General features: G+C 62.9%; 21 protein-coding genes. 13 read left to right on the top strand and 8 right to left on the bottom strand.

Annotation, left to right across the window (positions count from 1 at the left end; all coding sequences use genetic code 11):
* The first annotated feature begins 2 nt into the window (after positions 1-2).
* Positions 3-824, top strand: a complete 822-nt coding sequence (locus tag NKJ37_RS08645) for a carbohydrate ABC transporter permease (RefSeq protein ID WP_023809440.1) — start codon at positions 3-5, stop codon at positions 822-824.
* Here the strand turns inward: NKJ37_RS08645 and NKJ37_RS08640 are convergent.
* The gene (locus NKJ37_RS08640; protein ID WP_128303908.1) at positions 814-1941 is read right to left on the bottom strand and encodes an NAD(P)/FAD-dependent oxidoreductase; all 1128 of its coding nucleotides are present in this window, start codon (positions 1939-1941) and stop codon (positions 814-816) included. The two genes, NKJ37_RS08645 and NKJ37_RS08640, sit on opposite strands and share 11 nt — an antisense overlap.
* A gap of 215 nt (positions 1942-2156) precedes the next feature.
* Between NKJ37_RS08640 and NKJ37_RS08635 the strand changes: the two genes are divergently transcribed.
* Positions 2157-2444, top strand: a complete 288-nt coding sequence (locus tag NKJ37_RS08635; protein ID WP_352773641.1) for a hypothetical protein — start codon at positions 2157-2159, stop codon at positions 2442-2444.
* 146 nt (positions 2445-2590) lie between these two features.
* Here NKJ37_RS08635 and NKJ37_RS08630 read toward each other — a convergent pair whose 3' ends face one another.
* The 6 genes from NKJ37_RS08630 to NKJ37_RS08605 all read right to left on the bottom strand — a co-directional run bounded on the left by NKJ37_RS08630 (position 2591) and on the right by NKJ37_RS08605 (position 9384).
* Positions 2591-4201 (bottom strand): GMC family oxidoreductase, encoded by a 1611-nt coding sequence (locus NKJ37_RS08630; RefSeq protein WP_352773638.1) that lies wholly within the window; start codon positions 4199-4201, stop codon positions 2591-2593.
* Between the two features lie 56 nt (positions 4202-4257).
* Positions 4258-5289, bottom strand: coding sequence for an extracellular solute-binding protein (locus tag NKJ37_RS08625; RefSeq protein ID WP_352610898.1), 1032 nt, complete (start codon positions 5287-5289; stop codon positions 4258-4260).
* 104 nt (positions 5290-5393) lie between these two features.
* Positions 5394-6182 carry an ABC transporter permease gene (locus NKJ37_RS08620; protein ID WP_352610896.1) on the bottom strand — a complete coding sequence of 263 codons (789 nt, stop codon included), beginning with the start codon at positions 6180-6182 and terminating at the stop codon, positions 5394-5396.
* Complete coding sequence (locus tag NKJ37_RS08615) at positions 6179-7078, bottom strand: ABC transporter permease (RefSeq protein WP_352773635.1); 900 nt, start codon at positions 7076-7078, stop codon at positions 6179-6181. Before NKJ37_RS08615 ends, NKJ37_RS08620 begins: the two co-directional genes overlap by 4 nt.
* A complete protein-coding gene (locus tag NKJ37_RS08610; RefSeq protein ID WP_352721134.1) occupies positions 7075-8169 on the bottom strand; it encodes an ABC transporter ATP-binding protein in 1095 nt (364 codons plus the stop codon). Before NKJ37_RS08610 ends, NKJ37_RS08615 begins: the two co-directional genes overlap by 4 nt.
* A gap of 84 nt (positions 8170-8253) precedes the next feature.
* Positions 8254-9384: a branched-chain amino acid ABC transporter substrate-binding protein gene (locus NKJ37_RS08605; RefSeq protein ID WP_023809432.1), complete on the bottom strand. Its 1131-nt coding sequence runs from the start codon at positions 9382-9384 to the stop codon at positions 8254-8256.
* Positions 9385-9577: 193 nt separating this feature from the next.
* Here NKJ37_RS08605 and NKJ37_RS08600 point away from each other — a divergent pair, with 193 nt between their 5' ends.
* The 9 genes from NKJ37_RS08600 to NKJ37_RS08560 all read left to right on the top strand — a co-directional run bounded on the left by NKJ37_RS08600 (position 9578) and on the right by NKJ37_RS08560 (position 18384).
* Complete coding sequence (locus NKJ37_RS08600; RefSeq protein ID WP_023809431.1) at positions 9578-10495, top strand: branched-chain amino acid ABC transporter permease; 918 nt, start codon at positions 9578-9580, stop codon at positions 10493-10495.
* Position 10496: 1 nt separating this feature from the next.
* The gene (locus NKJ37_RS08595; protein ID WP_023809430.1) at positions 10497-11672 is read left to right on the top strand and encodes a branched-chain amino acid ABC transporter permease; all 1176 of its coding nucleotides are present in this window, start codon (positions 10497-10499) and stop codon (positions 11670-11672) included.
* Positions 11669-12454 carry an ABC transporter ATP-binding protein gene (locus tag NKJ37_RS08590; protein ID WP_031212566.1) on the top strand — a complete coding sequence of 262 codons (786 nt, stop codon included), beginning with the start codon at positions 11669-11671 and terminating at the stop codon, positions 12452-12454. The genes NKJ37_RS08595 and NKJ37_RS08590 overlap by 4 nt, the downstream gene beginning before the upstream one ends.
* The gene (locus NKJ37_RS08585) at positions 12447-13148 is read left to right on the top strand and encodes an ABC transporter ATP-binding protein (RefSeq protein WP_023809428.1); all 702 of its coding nucleotides are present in this window, start codon (positions 12447-12449) and stop codon (positions 13146-13148) included. Before NKJ37_RS08590 ends, NKJ37_RS08585 begins: the two co-directional genes overlap by 8 nt.
* Before the next feature lie 203 nt (positions 13149-13351).
* Complete coding sequence (locus NKJ37_RS08580) at positions 13352-14626, top strand: flavin-containing monooxygenase (protein WP_023809427.1); 1275 nt, start codon at positions 13352-13354, stop codon at positions 14624-14626.
* 42 nt (positions 14627-14668) lie between these two features.
* Positions 14669-15085: a RidA family protein gene (locus tag NKJ37_RS08575; protein WP_023809426.1), complete on the top strand. Its 417-nt coding sequence runs from the start codon at positions 14669-14671 to the stop codon at positions 15083-15085.
* 5 nt (positions 15086-15090) lie between these two features.
* Positions 15091-15765, top strand: coding sequence for a DUF1028 domain-containing protein (locus NKJ37_RS08570; protein ID WP_023809425.1), 675 nt, complete (start codon positions 15091-15093; stop codon positions 15763-15765).
* A 20-nt stretch (positions 15766-15785) separates the two neighbouring features.
* Positions 15786-17276, top strand: a complete 1491-nt coding sequence (locus tag NKJ37_RS08565; protein ID WP_352773630.1) for an aldehyde dehydrogenase — start codon at positions 15786-15788, stop codon at positions 17274-17276.
* A 151-nt stretch (positions 17277-17427) separates the two neighbouring features.
* Positions 17428-18384 carry a LysR family transcriptional regulator gene (locus NKJ37_RS08560; protein ID WP_023809423.1) on the top strand — a complete coding sequence of 319 codons (957 nt, stop codon included), beginning with the start codon at positions 17428-17430 and terminating at the stop codon, positions 18382-18384.
* A gap of 6 nt (positions 18385-18390) precedes the next feature.
* Here NKJ37_RS08560 and argE read toward each other — a convergent pair whose 3' ends face one another.
* Entirely contained in the window at positions 18391-19551 is a 1161-nt protein-coding gene (argE, locus tag NKJ37_RS08555) for an acetylornithine deacetylase (RefSeq protein ID WP_023809422.1), read from the bottom strand.
* A gap of 279 nt (positions 19552-19830) precedes the next feature.
* On the opposite strand from argE, the gene NKJ37_RS08550 reads away from it, so the two are divergent.
* Positions 19831-21900 carry an oxidoreductase gene (locus tag NKJ37_RS08550; RefSeq protein ID WP_023809421.1) on the top strand — a complete coding sequence of 690 codons (2070 nt, stop codon included), beginning with the start codon at positions 19831-19833 and terminating at the stop codon, positions 21898-21900.
* 82 nt (positions 21901-21982) lie between these two features.
* On the top strand, positions 21983-22585 hold the full coding sequence (locus NKJ37_RS08545; protein ID WP_013530455.1) for an ANTAR domain-containing response regulator: 603 nt from the start codon (positions 21983-21985) through the stop codon (positions 22583-22585).
* Positions 22586-22587: the final 2 nt, after the last annotated feature.

Raw genomic sequence — 22587 nt, 5'->3', positions numbered from 1 at the left:
CGATGGTCAGGGCACTGCGCTGGATCGTTTTTGCCATCGCCGTGCTGGCGATGAATTTCCCCATTATCGTGACGCTGATCACATCGCTCAAAAGCCAGCGCGAGCTTTCGACGAACCCCGGTTTGTGGATCAGCCAGCCGACGCTCGACAACTATCTGGAGGTCCTGACGCAGACCAGCCGCTTCAACATCTATGCCTATCTGCTGAACAGCACCGTGGCGGCGCTGATTGGAACCGGCCTTGCGATCGCGCTCGCGTTCCCGGCTGCCTATGCGATCGCGCGTAGCGAGGCGGGAAAGCGCTTGGTCCTGCCGATCGTCATCAACCTTCGCGCCGTGCCGCTGATCATCTTCGCGATCCCGCTTTACATGATGTACCAGTGGCTGGGCCTGCTCGATACGCGGATCGGGCTCGGGCTCATCCTGACCATCGTCAACGCGCCGCTTGCGCTCGTCATCCTGGTGAACGCGATTTCAGATGTACCGGTCGAACTCGACGAGGCGGCGAAAGTCGATGGCGCAAGTTCCTTGCAGGTGATGATGATGATCGTCCGGCCCGTCATCCGACCGGCGCTCGTCACAACCTTCATTTTCGGCTTCATCACTGCCTGGAACGAGTTCCTCTTCGGCCTCATGCTGACAACCAGCCGTGCCGTCCCGATGACGGTCGGCGCATCGTTTTTTTTCGCCGCAAGCGGCGGCGGCGTAAAATGGGGAACCGCTTCCGCGGTCATGATGCTGGGCGCCTTGCCGCCGGCCTTGCTGGGTCTTGTGATGTATCGGCAGATATCAGGATCCATGACCGCTGGAGCGGTCAAAGGCTAAGGCAAGACGAGTTCGTCGTTCTGACTAGTTGGACAACCCTATCCGACAGGGCGAGCGCACTTGTCAGGCCAGGTGACTCGATTCCGAAAAGACTGATCAGCCGTCCGGACGAATCTGCCAGAATGTCGAAATCGCCGAACTGCAACCCGTTCGTTTTAGGCCGCAGCCCGCAATAGCTCGGCTCCAGTTCCCCGTCCCTCAGCCCCGGCCAATAGCGTCGGATGGCCGCGTAAAATGGCGTGGCCCGAGTTGGGTCGACCGCGTAGCCGACCTCATCGACGGGCTCGACGTCCGGCCCGAAACGAACCGATCCGCCCATATCCAGCGTCAGGTGAACTCCGAGGCCGCCTGGTTCCGGAACCGGATAAACAAGATGGTTGAAGGACGGGCGGCGTCCAAGCGCAAAATAATTGCCTTTGACGTAGGTGACATCTGGGATTTTGCCGCCATGCCCGCCCGCGAGGCTTCGGGCAACGAGATGGGCTGACAATCCGGCCGCATTGATGACCAGATTTGCGGCGATCCTATAGCCTTCCATATCGCCGCCAAACTGGAGCTCGCAGCCCGTTTCGTCGACGCTCCCGCCGAGAACCGGCGCGCGAAACGCAAAGGTGGCACCGGCATTCTCGGCATCGCCCTGTAGCCCCAGCATCAGCGCGCGGCTGTCGACGATCCCCGTGCTTGGGGACAAAAGCGCGCCGGCAACGTCCAGTTCAGGCTCAAGGCGTTCCACATCCGAGCGGCTGAGCATCTCCAGGTCCGCAACACCATTGTCCGCAGCCTTGGTCCGGATCCCCTCCAGAATCGGCAATTCCGCGTCGCTGGCGGCGACGATCAGCTTGCCGATGCGTTTGTGCGGAATCCCGCGCGCTTCGCAATAGCGGTAAAGCGCGTTCTTTCCTTCGACGCATAGCTGCGCTTTCAGGCTGCCCTTCGGATAGTAGATGCCGGCATGGATGACCTCGCTGTTGCGGCTCGACGTGCCCAGCCCGGGGCTGTCCTCGGCCTCCACGACAAGAACTTCGCGTCCATCGAGCGCCAGCTGCCGCGCAATCGCCAGGCCGACGACGCCGGCGCCGATGACGATGCAATCGACTTTCTCGTCGGGGACCTCCATCGTCAGTCGCCAGACCCTAGGGAACAATGCAGGACGTGCAAGCAGGCCTCACCAGAATTGCGGACCCACCGAAGGCACCGCCAGCATGAGATGTCACCACAAGCATGACATGTCACTCCACCGCCGAGCAAATAGAACGAGATGTCCAGACCGATGCCGTTCATCGGCTGCTGGGTTTAATTCAAACTTGCGTTGTGTGGCGCACGCAGCGCAATTTGTTTGCGTCCCGTTGCATTGATGCCAACCGCGATCTCGGCGGCCTTGCCAAGGTCGTGCTTCAGAACCCAGACGCACGGCGAAAGTTCATCGTCTTTCTGCAAGGGCAACTCGGCATCTCCGCGCAGGAGGCGGACACGATGCTGGAGCACTGCGCCAACTCCTTCGTCGGCATCTTCACGACCTTCGACCGTCGGTTTCGCCAGCGGTTCGCGAAGGCCGACATCGAAAGGCTGCTGCGCGAGATCAACGGCGAGGCGGATGAGCGGGACGATCAAGCCGCTTGAGTTCGACGGCGCGCGTGCCCGTCGCAGCCCAGCTGCAAAAGGTAGCGGTTCATTGTTTGATTCACTGAACCGTTCCAACTCATTGTTTTTGCGCGGCTACTGAAGGAAGGCCGCTGTACGCCTTTCCTGGAGTTGCGCTACAGAAATTATCCCCGGCCCAGGATCATCTCCGCTGCCCGCTGCCCGATCATCATGCTGGGGGCATTGGTGTTGCCGCCGATCAGCTTCGGCATCACGGACGCATCCGCGACCCGCAAGCCACCGATGCCGCGCACCTTGAGCGTTGCCGGGTCGACGACGGCCATCGCGTCGGTCCCCATCTTGCACGTCCCCACCGGATGATAGACGGTGAGCGCTTCGGCACGCAAATAGGCGAGGATCTCGTCATCGCTGCGAACATCCTTGCCCGGCAGCATCTCCGTCCCCCTGATCGGGTCGAACTCGGATGCGGCAAAGATTTGACGCGCGATCTTGATGCCTTCGACCAACACCCTGGCGTCCTCGTCGTTCGAGAAGAAGCGATGATCGATCAGCACATCCCGGTTCGATGCCTGGCCTGACAGTTTGAGTTTGCCGACGCTTTTGGGCCTGAGCACGCAGGTGTGGATTGCGTAGCCATGGCCGTACTCCACCAGCCTGCCGCGATGGCTGCGATAGCCGGGCACGAAGTGGAACTGGATGTCGGGAATGCCGTTCGCATACTTCGTCCGGGCAAAGCCGCCGGCTTCGACATAGTTGGTGGTGAGCATGCCCTTGCGACCGGCAAAATACCGGAAGGGCGCAGCCAGCACGCGGGGCAAGTTGGGCAGCGACAGGCCGAGCGTCTTCGTGCTCGAGGAGCGGACCGTGATCATGCCGTCGATATGGTCCTGAAGGTTCTTGCCCACGCCCGGCAGATCGACAACCGGCTTTATGCCGATCGCCTGCAGCTCGGCGGCTGCGCCGATGCCGGACGCCAGCAAGATCTTCGGTGAATTGATGGCCCCGGCCGAAAGCACGATTTCGCGGCGGGCCGACAGCGTCTTCTGCTCGCCCTTGTGCCGCACCCGTACCCCTGTCGCGCGCCCCTCGGCTATATCGAGGTCGATCACTTCGCATTCGCTGAGGATTGTGAGATTCTTGCGATCGAGCACCGGGCGCATGAAGGCGGTGAAACTGCTGAAGCGCTGGCCGCGATCCTGGGTGACATTGTAGATGCCGAGGCCGAACTGGCTTTCGGCATTGAAGTCGCTGTTGGCCGGAAGACCGGCATTGTTGCCGGCCTTGACGAACATCGACGACAGCACATTCGGATCGCGCGGCTTGTCGACCAGCAGTTCCCCGCCTGTACCGTGGTAGTGCGGGTCTTGGCCAAGCAGGTTGCGCTCGAGCTTCTTGAAGACGGGAAGCACGTCGCTGAATGCCCAGCCTGCGCAGCCGAGTCGCGACCACTCGTCATAGTCCTGCGCGGCGCCCCTGATGTAGACCATCGAGTTGATCGAACTGGAGCCGCCCAACGCCTTGCCGCGATTGACCGGAATCCTGCGGTCGTTGAGGTTGGGCTGAGGCACGCCGACATAGCAGTAGTCATAGTTCGGATTGCCGTAGAGCGAGAGGATGCCGGCAGGCACCTTGACCCGCAGGCCGCTGTCGCTGCCGCCGGCTTCGATCAGGCACACTTTGTGGGACGGGTTGGCGCTCAGGCGATTGGCAAGGACGCAACCGGCCGAGCCTGCGCCGATGACGATGTAGTCGTAGTCAAGATTTTCGGTCTGCATGGCCAGCCCCTTTGAGAATGGAGATGCCGGGGCGGCGCGCGCCCCGGCTGAGCGGCTCATTGCAGAAGCTGCGTCCAGACCTTGGTGACGAGTTCCTGCGCCGCCGGCGAGCAGGCCTGGCCCATCTTGACGGGAACGGTCGGGAACAGCTCCGGAGCGTTCTCCTTGTTGTAGAGCGCCTTGCTCTCGTCGATCTTCACCGGCGAAGAGTGGCCGTAATAATTGTACTGCGCCGTCGCGTTGTCGATCTGGGTCATGAAATCGATGAACTTCTTGGCGTTCTCGATATTGGCCGCGCCCTTCGGCACGACATAGGAATCCAGCCAGCCGACCAGACCTTCTTTCGGCATCGCGTATTCGACATTGGCCTTGTCGTTGCGGCGAAGCCTCATGGTGTTGCCGTCCCACCAGAAATGGGCTGCAACCTCGCCGCTGCCGATGCGGTTTTCGATGTTGTCGCTGGAATAGGCCGCCACGAATGGCTTCTGCGCCAGCAAGAGGTCGAGCACGCGCTTCATCTGCTGCGGGTCTTCGCTGCAATATTTGATGCCGAGGTAGTTTTCCGCTGCCGGAATGACTTCGTCGGGCTGCGCCAGGCTGGCGATCTTGCCGCGCAGCTCCGCCGGTGGCTCGAAATAGGTCTTCCAGCTGTCGACCGGGCCTTTGTAGAGGTCGCGGTTGACGGTGTAGCCGGCATTGCCGAAGGCGAGCGGGATCGAATGATTGCCTGTCGCATCCCACCACGGTTTCTGCCAGTCCGGCAGGACTTGGCTGTAGGCCGCCATCGAGCTGGCGCCGAAATCCTCGAGCAGCCCACTATCGATCATGATCTTCACGAAGTGCTGCGAAGGCGTGACGATGTCGTAGCCCGACGAGCCGGCCTGCAGCTTGGTCAGCAGGTCCTCGTTGGATGAGAAGGCGTCGACCGTGACCTTTATGCCGGTTTCCTTCTCGAATTTCGTGACCATCTCGGGCGAGATGGAATCCGCCCATGCGTAGATGGCCAGGCTGCCCTCGGCGAGAGCGGGCACGCTAAAGGCGAGGCTCATGGCACCGGCCATGGCGAGCGCTGCAATTTTAGTCGTCATGTCATTCCCCTGTTTGTTGTTCTCCCAAGGGCGACGATAACAAACCGTCGGGTTCGATAAATTCGATTTGCCCGACGCCTTGATTAGGAAAAACTACGCCGCTGCTACTGCCGTCGCTGAAGCAGGAAGGCCACGGTCGCCAGCACCACCGAAACAATCATGATCAAGGTCGAGATTGCGTTGAGCTGCGGCGACACGCCCTGCTTGATCAGCGAGAAAATGTAGACCGGCAGCGTGGTGGCGCCGCCGGAATTCAACAGGTTGCTGGTGATGAAATCATCCATCGAGATGACGAAGGCGAGCATGGCGCCGGCGAACACACCGGGCAGGATGAGCGGCAGCGTGACGCGACGAAAGGCGACCCAGCCGGTGGCATAGAGATCGCGGGCCGCTTCCTCCAGATCGAGGTCCATCCCTTGTAGGCGGGCGCGTATCGGCAGGAAGGCGAACGGGATGCAGAAAGTGGTGTGGGCGATCATCAGCTTCACCATTCCGTTGGCGAGCCCGATCTCGGAGAAGAGGATCAGGACGGCGACAGCAACGACGATTTCGGGCAGGAGCAGCGGCAGGTTCACCACCGCTTCGGAGATCCGGCGGAACCGGACAGCGCGGCCGCGCACCAGTACCAATGCCGCCATCAACGCGACAAGCGTCGAGGCGACTGTAGCGACCGCGGCAACGAGCAGGGAGGTCTTCACCGCCGTCATCAGGTTCGCGTTGGACAAAGCGGTGGCGTACCAGTGCAATGAGAAGCCGCCCCAATTGGAGACGATCCGGTTCGCATTGAAAGAGTAGAACACCACGACGGCGATGGGCAAATAGAGATAGGCGAAGAAGATCGCGCTGAAGAGACCGAAGCCCGGATAGCGCCTGACATCATCGTCCGCGTTCATGCCGCACGCTCCAGGCCTTCGGTGCGCATCGAGCGCAGACCCTGGAAAATCAGGAAGACCATGACCGCGGCCATCAGCACGATGGCGATGGCGGCGCCGAGCGGCCAGTTGCGGGCGCCACCGAACTGCAGCTGGATGAGATTGCCCATCATCATGGTCTTGCCGCCGCCGAGCAGGGTCGGCTCCAGGACCGCGCCGAGGCTTGGAACGAACACCAGGATCGCGCCGGCGATCATGCCGGGCCGGGTGAGGGGTAGGATAACGCGGCGCAATGTGGTGAGGCGGTTGCCATAGAGATCATGCGACGCCTCGAAGAGCGCAGGGTCGAGCTTTTCGATCGAGGCGAAGATCGGCAGGATCATCAGCGGAATGTAGCTGTAGACGAGACCGAGCAGCATGGCGGTGTTGCCGAACAGCAGCGAGTCCATGTTGTCGACGAGGCCGAGACCGCGAAGGGTCTTTTCGACGACACCATCCTTGCCAAGGATGATGATCCAGGAATAGACGCGCACGATCATTGAAACCCAGAATGGCAGCGTGACGAGATAGATCAGCAGCACTTTGATCGCCGGCCGCTGCAGCGCGATGAAATAGGCGACCGGGAAGCTCAGAAGCAGGCAGATCGATGTTGTCACGGCCGACAGGACCAGCGTCCTGGCAACGACGATGAGATATTGCGGATTGAACTCCAGCTCGCCGGTCCAGCCTTCGTTGAACAGCAGCTGCTTGTAGGGCGCGGTGGTGAACACATATTCGAACCCGCCGTAAGGTCCGCGCGTCGAGAACGACACCACGATGATGATACCGATCGGGATGATCAGCGTCAGCAGCATAATGAGATGGGCCGGCAGCAGGCCGAGGACATTCCAGTCAGGAGTTTTTGTGGGTGCCTTCATGCGCCGAGGATCCGCACGGATTCGGCGGCAAAGCCAACTTTTACCGATTGCCCGATTTCGAACATCTGGCCGCGGCTGACGCTGTTGCGCTTGGAGATGCGCAGCTTGGTGCCGCCCGCTTCAATCAGATAGTATGTGTAGCCGCCGAGATAGTTGGTGCTCATGATCGTGCCGTCGATAGCGATCGGGTTGTCCTGGGCGGGCAGGCTGATTTTCTCCGGACGTATCGAGATGAAGGCCTTCTGCCCGGCGACCGCTTTCTTGTGAGAGGCCGTCAAGGTCATGCCGAGCTGCGTTTTCACGGTTGCCTGCTCGCCGTCCACGGCAATCACGTCAGCATCGAGGAAGTTGGTCTCGCCGATGAAATCGGCGACGAAGCGGTTCGACGGCTCCTCGTAGATCGCCGCGGGTGTGCCAAGCTGCTGGATCTCGCCATCGCCGAGAACGCAGATGCGATCCGACATGTCGAGCGCTTCTTCCTGGTCGTGGGTGACGAAGACGAAGGTGATGCCGGTCTTGCGCTGCAGGATGCGCAGTTCGTCGCGCATGGCCTGGCGCAGCTTCAGGTCGAGTGCCGAGAGCGGTTCGTCGAGCAGCAGCACTTCCGGTTCCGGCGCCAGAGCGCGGGCGAGCGCGACGCGCTGGCGCTGGCCGCCCGACAATTGCTGCGGCTTGCGCCCGGCAAAGGCCTCCATATGGACGAGACGAAGCATATCGGCGACGCGCGTATCGCGGCGGTCCTTTGACCAGCCGAGGTTTTCGAGCCCGAAGCCGATGTTCTGTTCGACGCTCATATGCGGAAACAGGGCGTAGCTCTGGAAGACGGTGTTGACCCGCCGCTTATGAGGGGGAAGTCCCTGTATGTCCGAGCCGTGCAGGAAAATCTGCCCCGCCGTCGGCCGCTCGAAACCGGCGATCATGCGCAGCAGGGTGGTCTTGCCGCAGCCGCTCGGGCCGAGCAGCGTGAAGAACTCGTTGTCGTAGATGTCGAAGGAAACAGGCTTCAGCGCCTGATAGGTGCCGAACACCTTGGAGACGCCCTTGATCTCGACGGCCTTTCGAGGTGCGCCGTTGCCGGCCTCGTCATTCATGGTCAGGCGCTCCGGTCAGGACTTTTTGCGAGCTCGGCGGTGATCGACGCCGCGCCACGAGAACGGGCGGCGTCGATCAGGTAGTTACATCTTCTCCCATTTGCCGCTGCGAACGACGAACATGTCGATGTCGATGGCCATGTTGGTCTGTCCGTTGGCATCGAACGAGACGTCTCCCAGAATGCCGTCGTGGTGGATGTCACGAATGGCCTTGCTCAGCGCTTCCTTGTCGTCGAGGCCTTTTTCCTTGATGACCTGAAGCAGGATCTGCGTCGCCTCGTAGGCATATTTCGCATAGGAGCCGGCAGGATCGGGATAAGCCTTGGTTTCATAGGCCTTGTTGAATTCCTCGAGCTTGGGGTTCGACTGGACGGCCGGAGTTCCGGCGATGGTGCCCTCGGCTGCAGCTCCCGCGATCTCGATGAATTTCGGGTCGTAGATGCCTGAAATTCCGTACATCGGCAGATTGCCCATGCCGAGGTCGGCCATCTGGCTGCGCACCAGCGCTGCTTCGGTGACGACGCCGCCGAAATAGACCGCGTCGGGCGACGCTGCCTTCGCGGTAGTCAGCATGGCGCGGAAATCGGTCGTGCCGACAGCCGCGGCATCCGAAGAAACGACCTCGCCGCCGGCCGCCTTGAAGAAATCGCCGAACCATTTGGTGTTGGCCGCACCGTAGTCGGTGGTGTCGGAGATGATGGCGATCTTCTTGATCTTGCCTTGCTTGGCGATGGCTTCGGCCAGCGGCTTGTTCTCGTTGACCAGCGTCGGCGTCACGCGGGTCACGTTCGGGAAGTTCTGTTCGGTGATCTTCGGGCTGACCGCGCCCCAGACGATGAACGGCATCTGCGAGCGGTTGAAGACCGGGATCGTCGCCAGCGCGACCGAGCTGTTCCAATGCCCCGTTGCCGCGACCATTGCGGGATCGTTGACCAGCTTCTGCGCCGCCGAAACGCCGACGGCCGGATCGGAGGCGTCATCGAGCACGACGCCTTCCACCTGGTGCGGGTAGCCGCTGGCATTGGCCTGCTCGATGGCGAGCAGGAAGCCGTTGCGGGCGCCGAGGCCCTGCTGGGCGTTGCCGCCGGAGAGCGGCCCGATGAAGCCGAGCTTGATCTGGTCGGCCTGCGCCTGGGCGGCGCCCAGGGCGATGGCAAACAGAGAGCCGGCCAGAATTGACGATACGCGGATAAGCGCACTGCGCCTGTTTTGCATGGTTCCACCTCAAACAGAATTATCTGCCGCCGTCGTAGCGACCCGGCCGATCGTGATCGTCGGCTGATCATCAGTGTACGGGCGCGTATTCAGTGACGAAATTCGGAAATTGTGACTCGTGAGTTCGGAGATTCGTTCTGTCCGCCCGGGATGGCGGTTGATACCTGTCGGCTTCAATCGAGAGACGGACCGCATGGCGGAACTGCTTGTCCAGCAACTGGTGAACTGGATAACCCTTGGCTGCATCTATGCCTTGCTGGCGATCGGATTCAGCCTGATCTTCGGTGTCTTGAACGTCATTCATTTCTCGCATGGCGATGTCGCGATGACGGCGCCGTTCATCACGCTGGCGCTTGCCCAGGCGCTGGCGACCGCTCTTGGCGCCTCGGGGCCCGCCTGGCTGGTGCTTGCGGTTCCGGTCGCCGTGCTCGCCGTCGGTTTAATCGGCGTCCTGCTCGACAAGGTGGTCATCAGGCGCTTCCGCGATGCGCCCGCCATGATGGCGCTGGTGGCGACGGTGGCGCTCGGCATCGTCATCCGCGAGCTGATCCGCCATCTCTATCCGCAGGGATCGAACCCGCATGCCTTCCCGCGCCTGGTGTCGGGCATGGCTTTCGAAATCTCCGGCGTTGCCATCAGTTGGTTCGCGCTGCTGGTGGTGGTGCTGACCGTCGCGCTGGTTGCCATGCTGTTTGTCTTCCTGCGCATGACCCCGCTCGGACTGCGCATCCGGGCGGCCTCGGAGGACCGGGTCGTAGCGCGCATGATGGGCATCCGCGATGCACGCGTCTTCCGTGCGACATTCTTCATTGCCTCGGCTATCGGCGCCATCGCCGGACTTTTGTTCGCAAGCTATGCCGGCGTGACACGGTTCGACTTCGGCGTCATGGCCGGCCTGCTCGGCTTTTCAGCCGCGGTGATCGGCGGCCTCGGCTCGATGCCGGGCGCCATATTGGGCGGACTGATCATTGCCGGCATCGAAGTGCTGGCGCAGACATTCGTGCCGGACGGCGCTTCCTACCGGCTGGTCTTCGTCTTCCTGCTGGTCATCGCCGTGCTCATCTTCCGCCCCGCCGGCCTGCTTGGGCGCACCGTCATGGAGAAAGTCTAGCATGCAGGGTCGTGCTTCACCCGACGTGCCGGGCATAGCTGCGGCCACGGTCTTCGCCATCGCCTCGCAAATCATCGGGGCAGCGTTCCTGTACCTCATCCTCAGAGTCGACGGCGGCTGGCAGGTAGTCGGCCTGCTGGCCTTGCTCGGCCTCGGTTTCTATCTGCTGGAGAGGCTGCCGTGGATCGCCGACTATGCGTTGGCGAGCTTTGCCCGGGTTCCGCTCGTGGCGATGATCACTGCGGCCGTCATCGTCCTGGCCTTTCCGTTCTTCGTCGGTTCGAACACCTATATCCTTCATCTGCTGATCGTCGCCGAGCTCTATGCCGTGCTGGCGCTGGCGCTCAATTTCCAGCTCGGCAGCGCCAACATCCCGAACTTCGCCACCGGCGCTTCCTACGGCATCGGCGCCTACGTGTCGGCGCTGCTGGCGATCAATTTCGGCGTCAGCTTCTGGCTGACGTTGCCGGTCGCGGCACTGGCCGCGACCTTGTTCGGTTTCATCATCGGCATCCCGTCGATGCGCACGCGCGACACTTATCTGGCGCTTGTCACCATCGCCTTCGGTGTCGTGGTCCAGCAATTGCTGAACAATTTCAGTTGGACCGGCGGACCGAACGGACTGGTAGGCATTCCGGCGCCCAGCCTGTTCGGCCATTCCTTTGCCGATCCGCTGGTGATCTTCGGCTGGAAGCTGCCGAGCCAGGCGAACTTCTATTATCTGTCGGCTGCATTGGTCGTCGTCGCCATCGTCACCGCGCACCGGCTGCACGGCTCGCGCATCGGGTTGGCCTGGAACGCGCTGCGCGCCGACGAGATCGCCGCCAAGGCGCAAGGCATCAACGTGGCGTGGTTCAAGGTGCTGGCCTTCGCGGTCGATGCCTTTCTCGCCGCTTTTGCCGGCACGATCTACGCCTTCTACGTGTCCTACATTTCTCCCGACAATTTCACCTTCCTGGTCTCCGTCACCATCATGACCATGGTCATCGTCGGCGGCATGGACAATATTTTCGGTGTCATCGTCGGTGCGTTCCTGCTGACCATCCTGCCGGAGAAATTGCGCGCGTTCGCCGACTACCGCCTGCTGTTCTTCGGCGTCGTCATCATCGGCTTCCTGATGATCCGGCCGCAAGGTCTGTTCCCGCAACGCATGCGGCGCTACGGAGGCGAGCCGTGAGCGCGCTTCTCAAGGTCGAGAATTTGACGATGCGCTTCGGCGGCCTGGTCGCGCTCAACGATGTCAGCCTGTCGATCGACAAGGGCGCGGTGCTCGCCGTCATCGGCCCGAACGGCGCCGGCAAGTCGACGCTGTTCAATGTCGTGACCGGCGTCTACCGGCCAACCTCCGGTCGCGTGACCTTCGACGGCGCCGAGATCACCGACCGCCCGTCCTACGAAGTTGTCGACCGCGGCATCGCCCGCACATTCCAGTCGTCGCGTCTGTTCTCCGACCTCAGCGTCCTCGACAACGTAATCATCGGCATGCACACCCGCACCAGGACCGGCGTGCTGACCGCGCTGTTTCGGCCCGGCGCGTCGCGCCGTGAGATGGCGGCCTGCGTGGAAAAGGCCGAAACCCTGCTCAAGCTCGGCTCCGGCGACCTGTTCGAACAACGCTACCGGCCAGCGGGCACGCTGGCCCAAGCCGACAGGCGGCGGCTGGAAATTGCCCGCGCGCTCGCATCACAGCCCAAGCTCTTGCTGCTCGACGAACCTTCGGTCGGCATGGACGACATGGAAACCGACGCACTGGTGGCCGACATCACGCGGCTGCGCGTACAAAACCCTGCTCTGTCGGTGATCCTGATCGAGCACGACATGCGGGTGGTCGAAGCGTTCCCGCAGCATGTCACCTGCATCGACTATGGCAGCAAGATCGCCGAGGGCGACTTCGCGGCGGTGCGCGCTGAGCCGCGCGTCCAGGAAGCCTATCTCGGGAAGGCGGTCGCCCATGCTTGAGCTCAGGGATGTCGATACTTCCTATGGCGCGGTGCCGATGCTGCGCGGCGTGGCGATGAGCGTGCGTCCCGGCGAACTGGTCTGCCTGCTGGGGCCGAACGGCGCCGGCAAGACGACAACCTTCATGACCGTCTGCGGCGTCGTGCGGGCGCAGCGCGGCAAGGTCGAGGTGATGGGCAGGGACATGGCGACGCTCGGCACGGAAAACCTCGCGTCGCTCGGCGTCGGCCTCATTCCTGAAGGGCGCCGGCTGTTCCCCGGCCTGACCGTGATGGAGAATTTGCGCCTGGGCTATGACGCGGTGTCGGGCAGGGGACCCAATTTCGCGGTGCAACTGGACAAGATGTGCAAGCTGTTCCCGCGCATCCATGAGCGTTTGCGCCAAGTCGCCGGCACGCTGTCCGGCGGCGAACAGGCGATGGTGGCGCTGGCGCGCGCCCTGATCGGCGAACCCAGACTGGTGATCATGGACGAGCCGTCGCTCGGTCTCTCGCCAAAACTCATCGGCGAGTATTTCGAGATTACAAGGGAGATCCATCGCCAAGGCACGACCATCCTGTTGATCGAACAGAATGCCGAAATGGGGCTGGGCATCGCCGATCGCGGCTATGTGCTGGTCAAGGGTAAGGTCGCCCAGGAGGGGCCGGCAAAGGAGTTGCTATCGTCCAAGGCGGCCAGAAGCCTTTATCTCTGAGCCGTCCGTTTCTTCTGTCTCGACGGTGATGATCCACGCCCCGCGCTCCACATCTTCGGCCATGCTTCCCGGCATTTAGGGACAAGCTAACCACTGCCACATGAAATCATAATTTTCGCTGCCCGGTGCCTCCAGTAAACCAACGATCAGATCTCCGCCGCATGCGCAGACACTCCCGGGGAGAGCCAGAAAGGGCCGCTTAAATGCCAGTCGAAACGGTAGACACGCTTGTTGTTGGCGGCGGCCAGGCGGGGCTGGCCATGAGCGAGCATCTGAGCAAGTGCGGGGTGCCGCATCTCGTGCTCGAGCGGAGCCGCATCGCCGAACGCTGGCGTACCGAAAGATGGGACTCGCTGGTTGCCAATGGTCCCGCCTGGCATGATCGTTTTCCCGGCATGGAATTTCCGGACGCCGGTCCCGACGCCTTTGTCGGCAAGGAGAAGGTCGCCGACTATTTTGTCGCTTACGCCGGCATGATCGCTGCCCCCATCCGCTGCGGCGTGGAGGTCAGGAGCGTGGAAAGGCTTGTCGGCCGTCCCGGCTTCCGGGTCGAAACCTCGGATGGCGTGATCGAGGCCAGGAGCGTGGTTGCCGCTACCGGGGCTTTCCAGCATCCGGTCATTCCGGCGGTTGTCCCCGGGGATGCCGGAGCGATGCAGATCCATTCCAGCGCCTATCGCAATCCGGGCCAGTTGCCCGAAGGTGCGGTGCTGGTGGTCGGCTCCGGGTCCTCGGGGGTGCAGATCGCCGACGAACTCCAGCGCGCGGGACGGCGCGTCTACCTCTCGGTCGGGCCGCATGATCGGCCGCCGCGGGCCTATCGCGAGCGTGACTTCTGCTGGTGGCTGGGGGTTTTGGGCAAATGGGACGCCCAAGCGCCGGCGCCTGGCACCGAACACGTCACCATCGCGGTGAGCGGCGCGCGGGGCGGCCAGACGATCGACTTCCGGCGTCTTGCCGCGCAAGGGATGACGCTGGTTGGCCGGACGGAATCCTACAAGGAAGGGGTCATGACCTTCGCTCCGGATCTGGCTAAAAATATCGCGCGCGGCGATGCGAACTACATGTCGGTGCTGGACGAGGCCGACGCCTATGTCGCTCGCAACGGCCTCGACCTTCCCGAGGAGCCCGCGGCCCGCGAGATCGGACCGGACCCTCGATGCATGACTGATCCCATTCTCGAGCTGAACCTGGCGGAAGCCGGGATAGGTTCGATCATCTGGGCAACGGGATTCACCGTCGATTACAACTGGCTGAAAGTCGATGTGTTTGACGAAAAGGGCAAGCCGAAGCACCAGCGCGGCGTGTCGACCGAGCCGGGGATCTATTTCCTGGGCCTGCCGTGGCAATCGCGGCGGGGGTCGAGCTTCATCTGGGGCGTCTGGCACGACGCACAGCATGTGGCAGACCATATCTCCACGCAGCGCAAGTACCTGGCCTACCATGCGTCCGCAAAGCGCGAGACCAGGGTAGCATAGAAACGGACGTCCCGACCTCGAGCCTGACTGACGGAGACCAAGATGGCGCATACAAGAATTCGCAAGTTCAACACCAAGGACACCTATCCCGAGCAGAAACTCGACAATGATCTGTGCCAGGCGGTCGTTACGCGGGGCGGCAGGACCGTCTACCTGCGCGGCCAGTGTCCGCAGGATCTCGACACGGCCAAGAATATCGACAGCCATGATCCGGTCGAGCAGACGCACAAGGTCATGCAGAACATCCGCCAGCTGATCGAGGAGTGCGGCGGCACCATGGAGCACCTGGTCAAGGTGGTGGTCTACATCACCGATGTGCGCCATCGCGAGGCCGTCTACCGCACCATGGGCGAGTACATCAAAGGCGTGCATCCGGTTTCGACCGGCCTTGTCGTGCAGGCCTTGGCGCGGCCGGACTGGCTGGTCGAGATCGACGGCACCGCAGTTATCCCGGACTGACGGCGATGACCTTTTCCATTGTCGCGCGGTGCAGCCACACCGGCATGTTCGGAGTCGCAGTATCCTCCTCGTCGCCTGCTGTCGCCGCGCGCTGCGCCTATGCGCAGGCTGGTGCCGGCGCCATTGCCAGCCAGAACGTCACCGATCCGACGCTGGGGCTGCGAGGTCTCGAATTGCTGGCGCGCGGCGCTTCGGCCGCCGAGGCGATTGCCATATTGAAGCGCACCGGCGCCTATCCCGAATACCGGCAGGTGCTGGCTGTCGACGCCGCCGGGACGACCGCGATCCATTCGGGTCCCAAAGCTCTTGGCATCTGGGCGGAGGCGCGTGCGGAAAATGTCGCCTGCGGCGGCAACATGCTGGCCCATGACGGCGTTCCGCAAGCCATGGTCGAGGCCTTCCTGGCGTCCGAGGGGCATCTCGGCGACCGCCTCATCGGGACCATGCGCGCCGCGCTCAAAGCGGGCGGCGAGGCTGGTCCTGTCCATTCCGCCGGCATGAAGCTGGTGCGCGAGGTTGCGTGGCCGGTCGCCGATTTGCGCTGTGACTGGACCGATGACTGCCCGATCGAGCAGCTGGCGACGCTGTGGGAACTCTACAAGCCGCAGCTCGATGCCTATGTGACCCGCGCCATAAACCCATCCGATGCGCCGAGCTACGGCGTGCCGGGAGACGAATAGTCAAGACAGGGTCACCTGCGATGAGCGAGCTCAGCCACAAGGACTGGATCGGCAAGGCGTCCGCGATCCGTTTTCGCGACAAGGCGTTCATCGACGGCAAGACGGTTGCGGCGCGTTCGGGCCGGACCTTCGCCAGCGTCAATCCGGCAACTGGCGAGGTGCTGGCCGAAGTGGCGTCCTGCGGTGAGGAAGACATCGATCTGGCGGTTGCCGCAGCGCGGCGCAGCTTCAATACCGGCGTCTGGTCGCGGACCAGCCCGGCGCACCGTAAGGAGGTTCTGCTGCGGCTGGCGCAATTGCTGCGCGAAAACCTGCATGAACTGGCCCTGCTGGAATCGCTCGACATGGGCAAACTGGTCAGGGATGCGGCCGCGGTCGACGTCCCCGGCTCGGCAGCGATCTTTCAATGGTATGGCGAGGCCATCGACAAGATCTATGGCGAAGTGGCGCCGGCCGGCGAAGGTGATCTGGTGCTGGTGCGGCGCGAACCGCTTGGCGTGGTCGGCGCGGTGGTGCCTTGGAATTTCCCACTCGACATGGCGACGTGGAAATGCGCGCCGGCACTGGCGGCAGGCAATTCGGTGGTGCTCAAACCCGCCGAGCAGTCGCCTTTGTCGGCCCTGCTTCTGGCGGAACTGGCAATGGAAGCGGGCCTGCCTGCAGGCGTGCTCAATGTCGTGCCCGGCCTTGGCGAAACCGCCGGCCAGGCGCTTGGCCGCCATATGGATGTGGATTGCCTCGCCTTCACCGGTTCGACCGCCGTGGGCAAGATGTTCCTGCAGTATTCCGGCCAGTCGAACATGAAGCAGGTCTGGCTGGAGACCGGTGGCAAGAGCCCGAACCTCATTTTTGCCGATTGCGGCGATCTCGACGCGGCAGCCGACATGGCGGCCTTCGGCATCTTCTTCAACCAGGGCGAGGTCTGTTCCGCCAATTCACGCCTGCTCGTCCAGCGCGGCATCAAGGATGCTCTGGTGGAGAAACTGGTGCAACGTGCGGCGGTCACGCAGCCCGGCGATCCGCTCGATCCGGCTTCGAAAATGGGCGCGATGGTCGATAGTCGCCACGCCGCCAACGTCATGCGCTTCGTCGAGGCCGGCAAGAAAACCGCGCGCCTGGTCGCGGGCGGCGACCTGGTCACGGTCAACGGGCGCGGCAGCTTTGTCCAGCCGACCATCTTCGACGATGTCGCGCCTGCCGATCCGATTGCCCGCGACGAGATCTTCGGGCCGGTGCTTTCGGTCATCGCCTTCGACGACGAGGCCGACGCGATCCGCATCGCCAATGACAGCCCTTATGGGCTGGCCGCATCGCTGTGGACCGACAGCCTGTCGCGCGCGCATCGTATCGCGGGCCGGCTGCATGCCGGCACGGTTTCCGTCAACACGGTCGACGCGCTGAGCCCGATGACGCCGTTCGGCGGTTTCAAGCAATCCGGCTTCGGCCGCGACCTGTCGCTGCATGCGCTCGACAAATACACCGCGCTCAAAACGACATGGATCAAGTACTGATGGGCGCCTAAAGCGCATCGCGATTGAACGGATTCACGCGATGCGCTTTAGGCCTTTGCTCTATGCATGTCGTTTGCGCAAAACCGGGGCCACTTTTGCGCGACATGCATTAGGCTTGATCGAAGCCCTCAAACCGGCAACATAGCCAGCCATGCCGCTACGCTTCACGCTCAGACAGCTGGAATATTTCGTCGCCGTGGGCGAAGCCGGCTCCATCGCCAAGGCGGCCGAACAGGTCAATGTCTCGCCGCCGTCGATTTCGGCTTCCATCGCCCAACTGGAAACCGAGTTCGGCGTCCAGCTTTTTGTCCGCAAGCATTCGCACGGTCTCTCGCTCACGGCCGGCGGCCGCGTCTTCCTCAAGGAAGCCGCCCGGCTGCTCAACGATGCCGACGCCTTGCACGACGTCGCCGGCGACTTTGCCGAAAAGGTGCGTGGTCCGCTGGCGGTAGGATGCCTGCTGACGTTTGCGCAGATCGTGCTGCCGGCGCTGCGCATGCGGTTCGAGCGCGCCTATCCCGATGTGCGCGTGCGCCAGTTCGAGCGCAATCAGGGGCAATTGCTCGAGATGCTGCAGCGCGGTGAAATCGATCTTGCACTGACCTACGATCTCGAACTGTCGCAGGACATGACCTTCGAGCCGCTGATGCTGGTGCCGGCCTATGTCATGCTGCCGGCGGGGCATCGCTTCGCGGCAAAGGCGTCGATCACGACGGAGGAATTGGCCGATGAGCCGATGGTGCTGCTCGACCTGCCGTTCAGCCGCGAGTATTTCCTTTCTGCATTCCACCAGCGCGGGATCCGCCCCAACATTGCCGAGCGCACCGGCGACATCGCCGTCATGCGTTCCATGGTGGCCAACGGCTTCGGCTACGGCATCGCCAATATGCGGCCGCTCAACACGCTGGCGCCGGACGGCAAGCCGCTGGTCTTCGTGCCGTTGGACGGCGATCTGCGGCCGCTGACCATGGGCGTCGCCTTGCCCAGTTCCGAACACCGCACGCAAACCGTCCAGGCGTTCATCGACCACTGCCGGCATTTCGTCGTCGAGCAAGGCGTGTTCGGCGCCGAGCGGGCTGTCGGCCAGGCAGCACTTCCACAGAAGTAGCCCCGGTTAAGCCAACTGCTGGTCGGCAAGCCGCTGCAGCAATTTTTCCAGCATGCCGTCGCAGCGGCGCATCTGCTCGACGCTGACGAACTCATCCGGCTTGTGTCCCTGCGCCATCGATCCCGGTCCGCACACGACCGTCGGCGTGCCGAGATCGCGGCTGAACAGGCCGCCCTCCGTACCGTAGGCAACCTTGATGGTGTTGTTGGCGCCGGTCAGCGATTTGATGAAAGCGACGGCTTGCGAACTGGCCGGCGTGTCCAGGCCGGGATAGGTGTTGGTGATGTCTATGTCGATCGCCGCCTCGGGGGCGGTGGCCGAGGCTTCGGATGCAATATGAGCAGCCTCCTTGCGCAGACGGTCGAGAATCTCGTGCGGATCGTCGGCCGCGACATTGCGGATCTCGAAGTCGACCTGGCAGAGGTTCGGCACGATGTTCAGCGCCACGCCGGCGTTGATCTTGCCGACATGGACGGTCGTGTAGGCAATGTCGTAGTCGCCGTCGCGGGCGCCATCGCGCACCAGCCGATCCTGCTCGCGGCGCAAGGCGGCGACGAAGTCGCAGCCGAGATGGATGGCATTGAGCGCCAACGGGGCCAGCGCCGAATGGCCTTCGCGGCCTTTGCAGAGCGCGCGTGCGGCAAGCTTGCCCTTGTGGCCCGTCGCCACCTGCATATCGGTGGGCTCGCCGACGATGCACAGCAAGGGCCGCTGCGGGGCTGCTTGCAGCATGTCGATCAGGCTGCGCACACCAATGCAGCCGATCTCCTCGTCGTAGGAGAGTGCCAAATGCAGCGGCGTGCGCAGCGTCATTTTCGAGGCTTTCAGGCACGCCGCGAGCGCGCAGGCCACAAAACCCTTCATGTCGGCTGTGCCACGTCCGTAAAGCTTGCCGTCTCGGCTCGTCATCTCGAAGGGCGGCAGCGTCCAGGCTTGGCCGTCGACGGGGACGACGTCGGTGTGACCGGACAGCATGATGCCGGAAGCGTCGGCCGGTCCGATGGTGGCAAAGAGGTTGGCCTTGTGGCCGTCCTCGCTGTGGATGATCTGGCTGGCAATGCCATGCGCGTCCAGCAGCTCCGCCACGTAGCCGACGAGGGCGAGGTTCGAATCGCGGCTCACCGTCGGGAACGCGATCAGTTTTTCAAGGATCTGGATGCTGTCCATGCGTCTTGTGTCTCATTGGCCGTCGGCACTTCTAGCATCGCGCGGCCGCGGCCTTGAAGTCGCATTTGGCTCAGCCGGGATTCAGCGGATGCTAATCCAGGCAGTGCTGATCGATTAGGCGCGTCCTAACCGGCACAGAAGAAATCTGTTGTTTCCCGGCGCTTGTCGCAATTTATGAATGGTCTCACGGCATCAACCCACTGGGCTGGCCGGCTTGCACCTTGGCTCGAAACCATGATCGGGCATGTGCAAGGCGACGCTGGCAGGAAGGCACGTTCCATGCGCGATCCGCGCTACGACATTCTGTTCGAGCCCGTGAAGATCGGTCCGGTGACCGCCAAGAACCGCTTCTACCAGGTTCCGCATTGCAATGGCGGCGGCTACCGCGACCCTTCGGCCGCAGCCGAGATGCGCCGCATCAAGTCGGAAGGCGGCTGGGGCGTCATCTTCACCGAGCAGACCGAGATGCACCATACTTCGGAGATCACGCCCTTCATCGAGCTCAGGCTGTGGGACGATGCCGATATCCCGGCACTGGCGAAGATGGCCAAGGCCATGCACCAGCATGGCGCGCTGGCCGGTATCCAGCTGGCCTATTCAGGCATCAACGGTCCCAACCTCTACACCAAGGAAGTGCCGCGCGGGCCGTCGGCCTTGCCGATCCGTACCTTCACCAACGATCCGGTTCAGGCGCGCGCCATGGACAAGCAAGATATACGCGACCTGCGCCGCTGGCACCGCAATGCATTCAAGCGTGCCAGGCTTGCGGGCTTCGACCTGGTCTGCCTCTACGGCGCGCATGGCTTCGGCATCATCCAGCACTTCCTGTCCACCGCCACCAACCAGCGCAGCGACGAATATGGCGGCTCGCTGGAAAACCGCTCGCGGTTGATGCGTGAGTTGATCGAAGAGGGCAGGGATGCCATCGGCGGCACTTGCGGCCTGACGCTGCGGCTGTCGCTGGACGAGATGATCGGCGAGCTTGGCTTCGCCAACTCCGAAGTGCGCGACATGATCGAGATGCACGCCGACCTGCCAGACCTCTGGGACCTGGCACATGGCGCCTGGGAGGATTGTTCGGGGCCGTCGCGGTTCAAGGAGGAGGGCGCGCAGGAGAGCCTGGTGTCCGGCATCAAGAAACTGACCTCGAAGCCGGTCGTCGGCGTCGGTCGCTTCACCTCGCCGGATGTGATGGTGAAGATGATCAAGTCCGGCACGCTGGATTTCATCGGCTGCGCGCGGCCATCGATCGCCGATCCCTTCCTGCCGAAGAAGGTGGAGGAGGGGCGAATCGAGGACATTCGCGAATGCATCGGCTGCAACATCTGCATCACCGGCGACATGACCATGTCGATCTCGCGCTGCACGCAGAACCCGACCTTCATGGAGGAATGGCGCAAGGGCTGGCATCCCGAACGCATGCAGGCCAAGGGCGATAGCGACAGCGTGCTGATCGTCGGCGCCGGCCCGGCCGGGCTGGAGGCGGCGCGTGCGCTCGGCCTGCGCGGCTATCAGGTGGCCATCGCCGAAGCCGGCACCGAGCTCGGCGGCCGCGTGGCGCGCGAATGCCGCTTGCCCGGTCTCTCGGCATGGGGACGCGTGCGCGACTACCGCCAGTACCAGATCAGCCAGATGTCCAATGTCGATGTCTATTTCGAAAGCCGATTGTCGGCGCAGGAGATACTGGACTTCGGCTTTCAGAACATTGCGCTTGCCACCGGCTCGACATGGCGCCGTGACGGCGTGGCGCGCGCGCATGTCGTGCCGATGCCGGCGGACCCGGCCATGCCGGTCTATACGCCGGACGATCTGATGGGCGGCAATGTGCCGACCGGCACTGTCGTGCTGTTCGATGACGATCACTATTACATGGGCGGCGTTTTGGCCGAGCTGATGGCGCGCCAGGGCGCGAAGGTGACGCTGGTGACGCCGTCCGCCTATGTGTCCGACTGGACCCGCAACACGCTGGAGCAGGGCGCCATCCACCGCCGGCTGGCCGAACTCGGCGTCGAGATCGTGTTGAACCGGATCGTGACGCGCATCGTACCGGGCGGTGTTGCCACGGCCTGCGCCTATACGGGCAGCCAATTTGACATCGCCGTGGACGCAGTAGTGCTGGTGACATCGCGCCAGCAGGACGATAGCGTCTGGCACGAGCTGAAGGCGCGGCGCGACGAGTGGGCCGACAGCGGCATCCGCTCGATCAAAATCATCGGCGATGCCGAGGCGCCGGGTCCGATCGCCTGGGCAACCTACGCCGGCCACCGCTTCGCGCGCGAGCTGGACGAAGCCGATATCGGCGACGCACTGCCCTTCCGCCGCGAGGTCACGGCGCTGGCGGCGGATTAGGCGCCTGCGGCGCGGTTAGCGAATCTCGGGTTGTTCAACCATACCGCATTGCACAATTCCTTCGCTTGGTCACAATGCAGGCATGGTTCGAACCGCACTCGCCGTCCTGGTGATCGACGAAAACCGCATCCGCGCCGCGATCATCGAGGCGGGGTTGCGCGAGGCCGGCCATGAGCGGGTCACCGTCATCCATGATGTGACCGGCATTGCGCGGCGGATCGCCGAGATCGAGCCCGATGTCATCGTCATCGATCTCGAAAACCCGAATCGCGACATGCTGGAAAACATGTTCCAGCTTTCGCGTGCCGTAAAACGGCCGATCGCCATGTTCGTCGACCGCTCGGACCAGGCCTCGATCGAGGCGGCGGTCGATGCCGGCGTTTCGGCCTATGTCGTCGACGGTCTGCGGCAAGAGCGCGTCAAACCCATTCTCGACATGGCGGTCAGCCGCTTCAACGCTTTTTCGCGCATGGCGCGCGAACTGGAAGAGGTTCGCGGCGAGCTCGAGAGCCGTAAGGTGATCGATCGTGCCAAGGGCATATTGATGAAGTCGCGCGGCCTCTCCGAAGAGGCCGCCTACACGCTGCTGCGCAAGACGGCGATGAACCAGAACCGCAAGATCGGCGACATCGCCCAGAGCCTGGTGACTGCCGCCGGGTTGCTGGGACCGGCGGAGGACGAATGAGC

The sequence above is a fragment of the Mesorhizobium sp. M0140 genome, assembly GCF_040322475.1.
Lineage (GTDB): Bacteria > Pseudomonadota > Alphaproteobacteria > Rhizobiales > Rhizobiaceae > Mesorhizobium.
The sequence above is the reverse complement of the archived record's forward strand: the minus strand, read 5'-3'. Positions and strand labels throughout refer to the sequence as shown.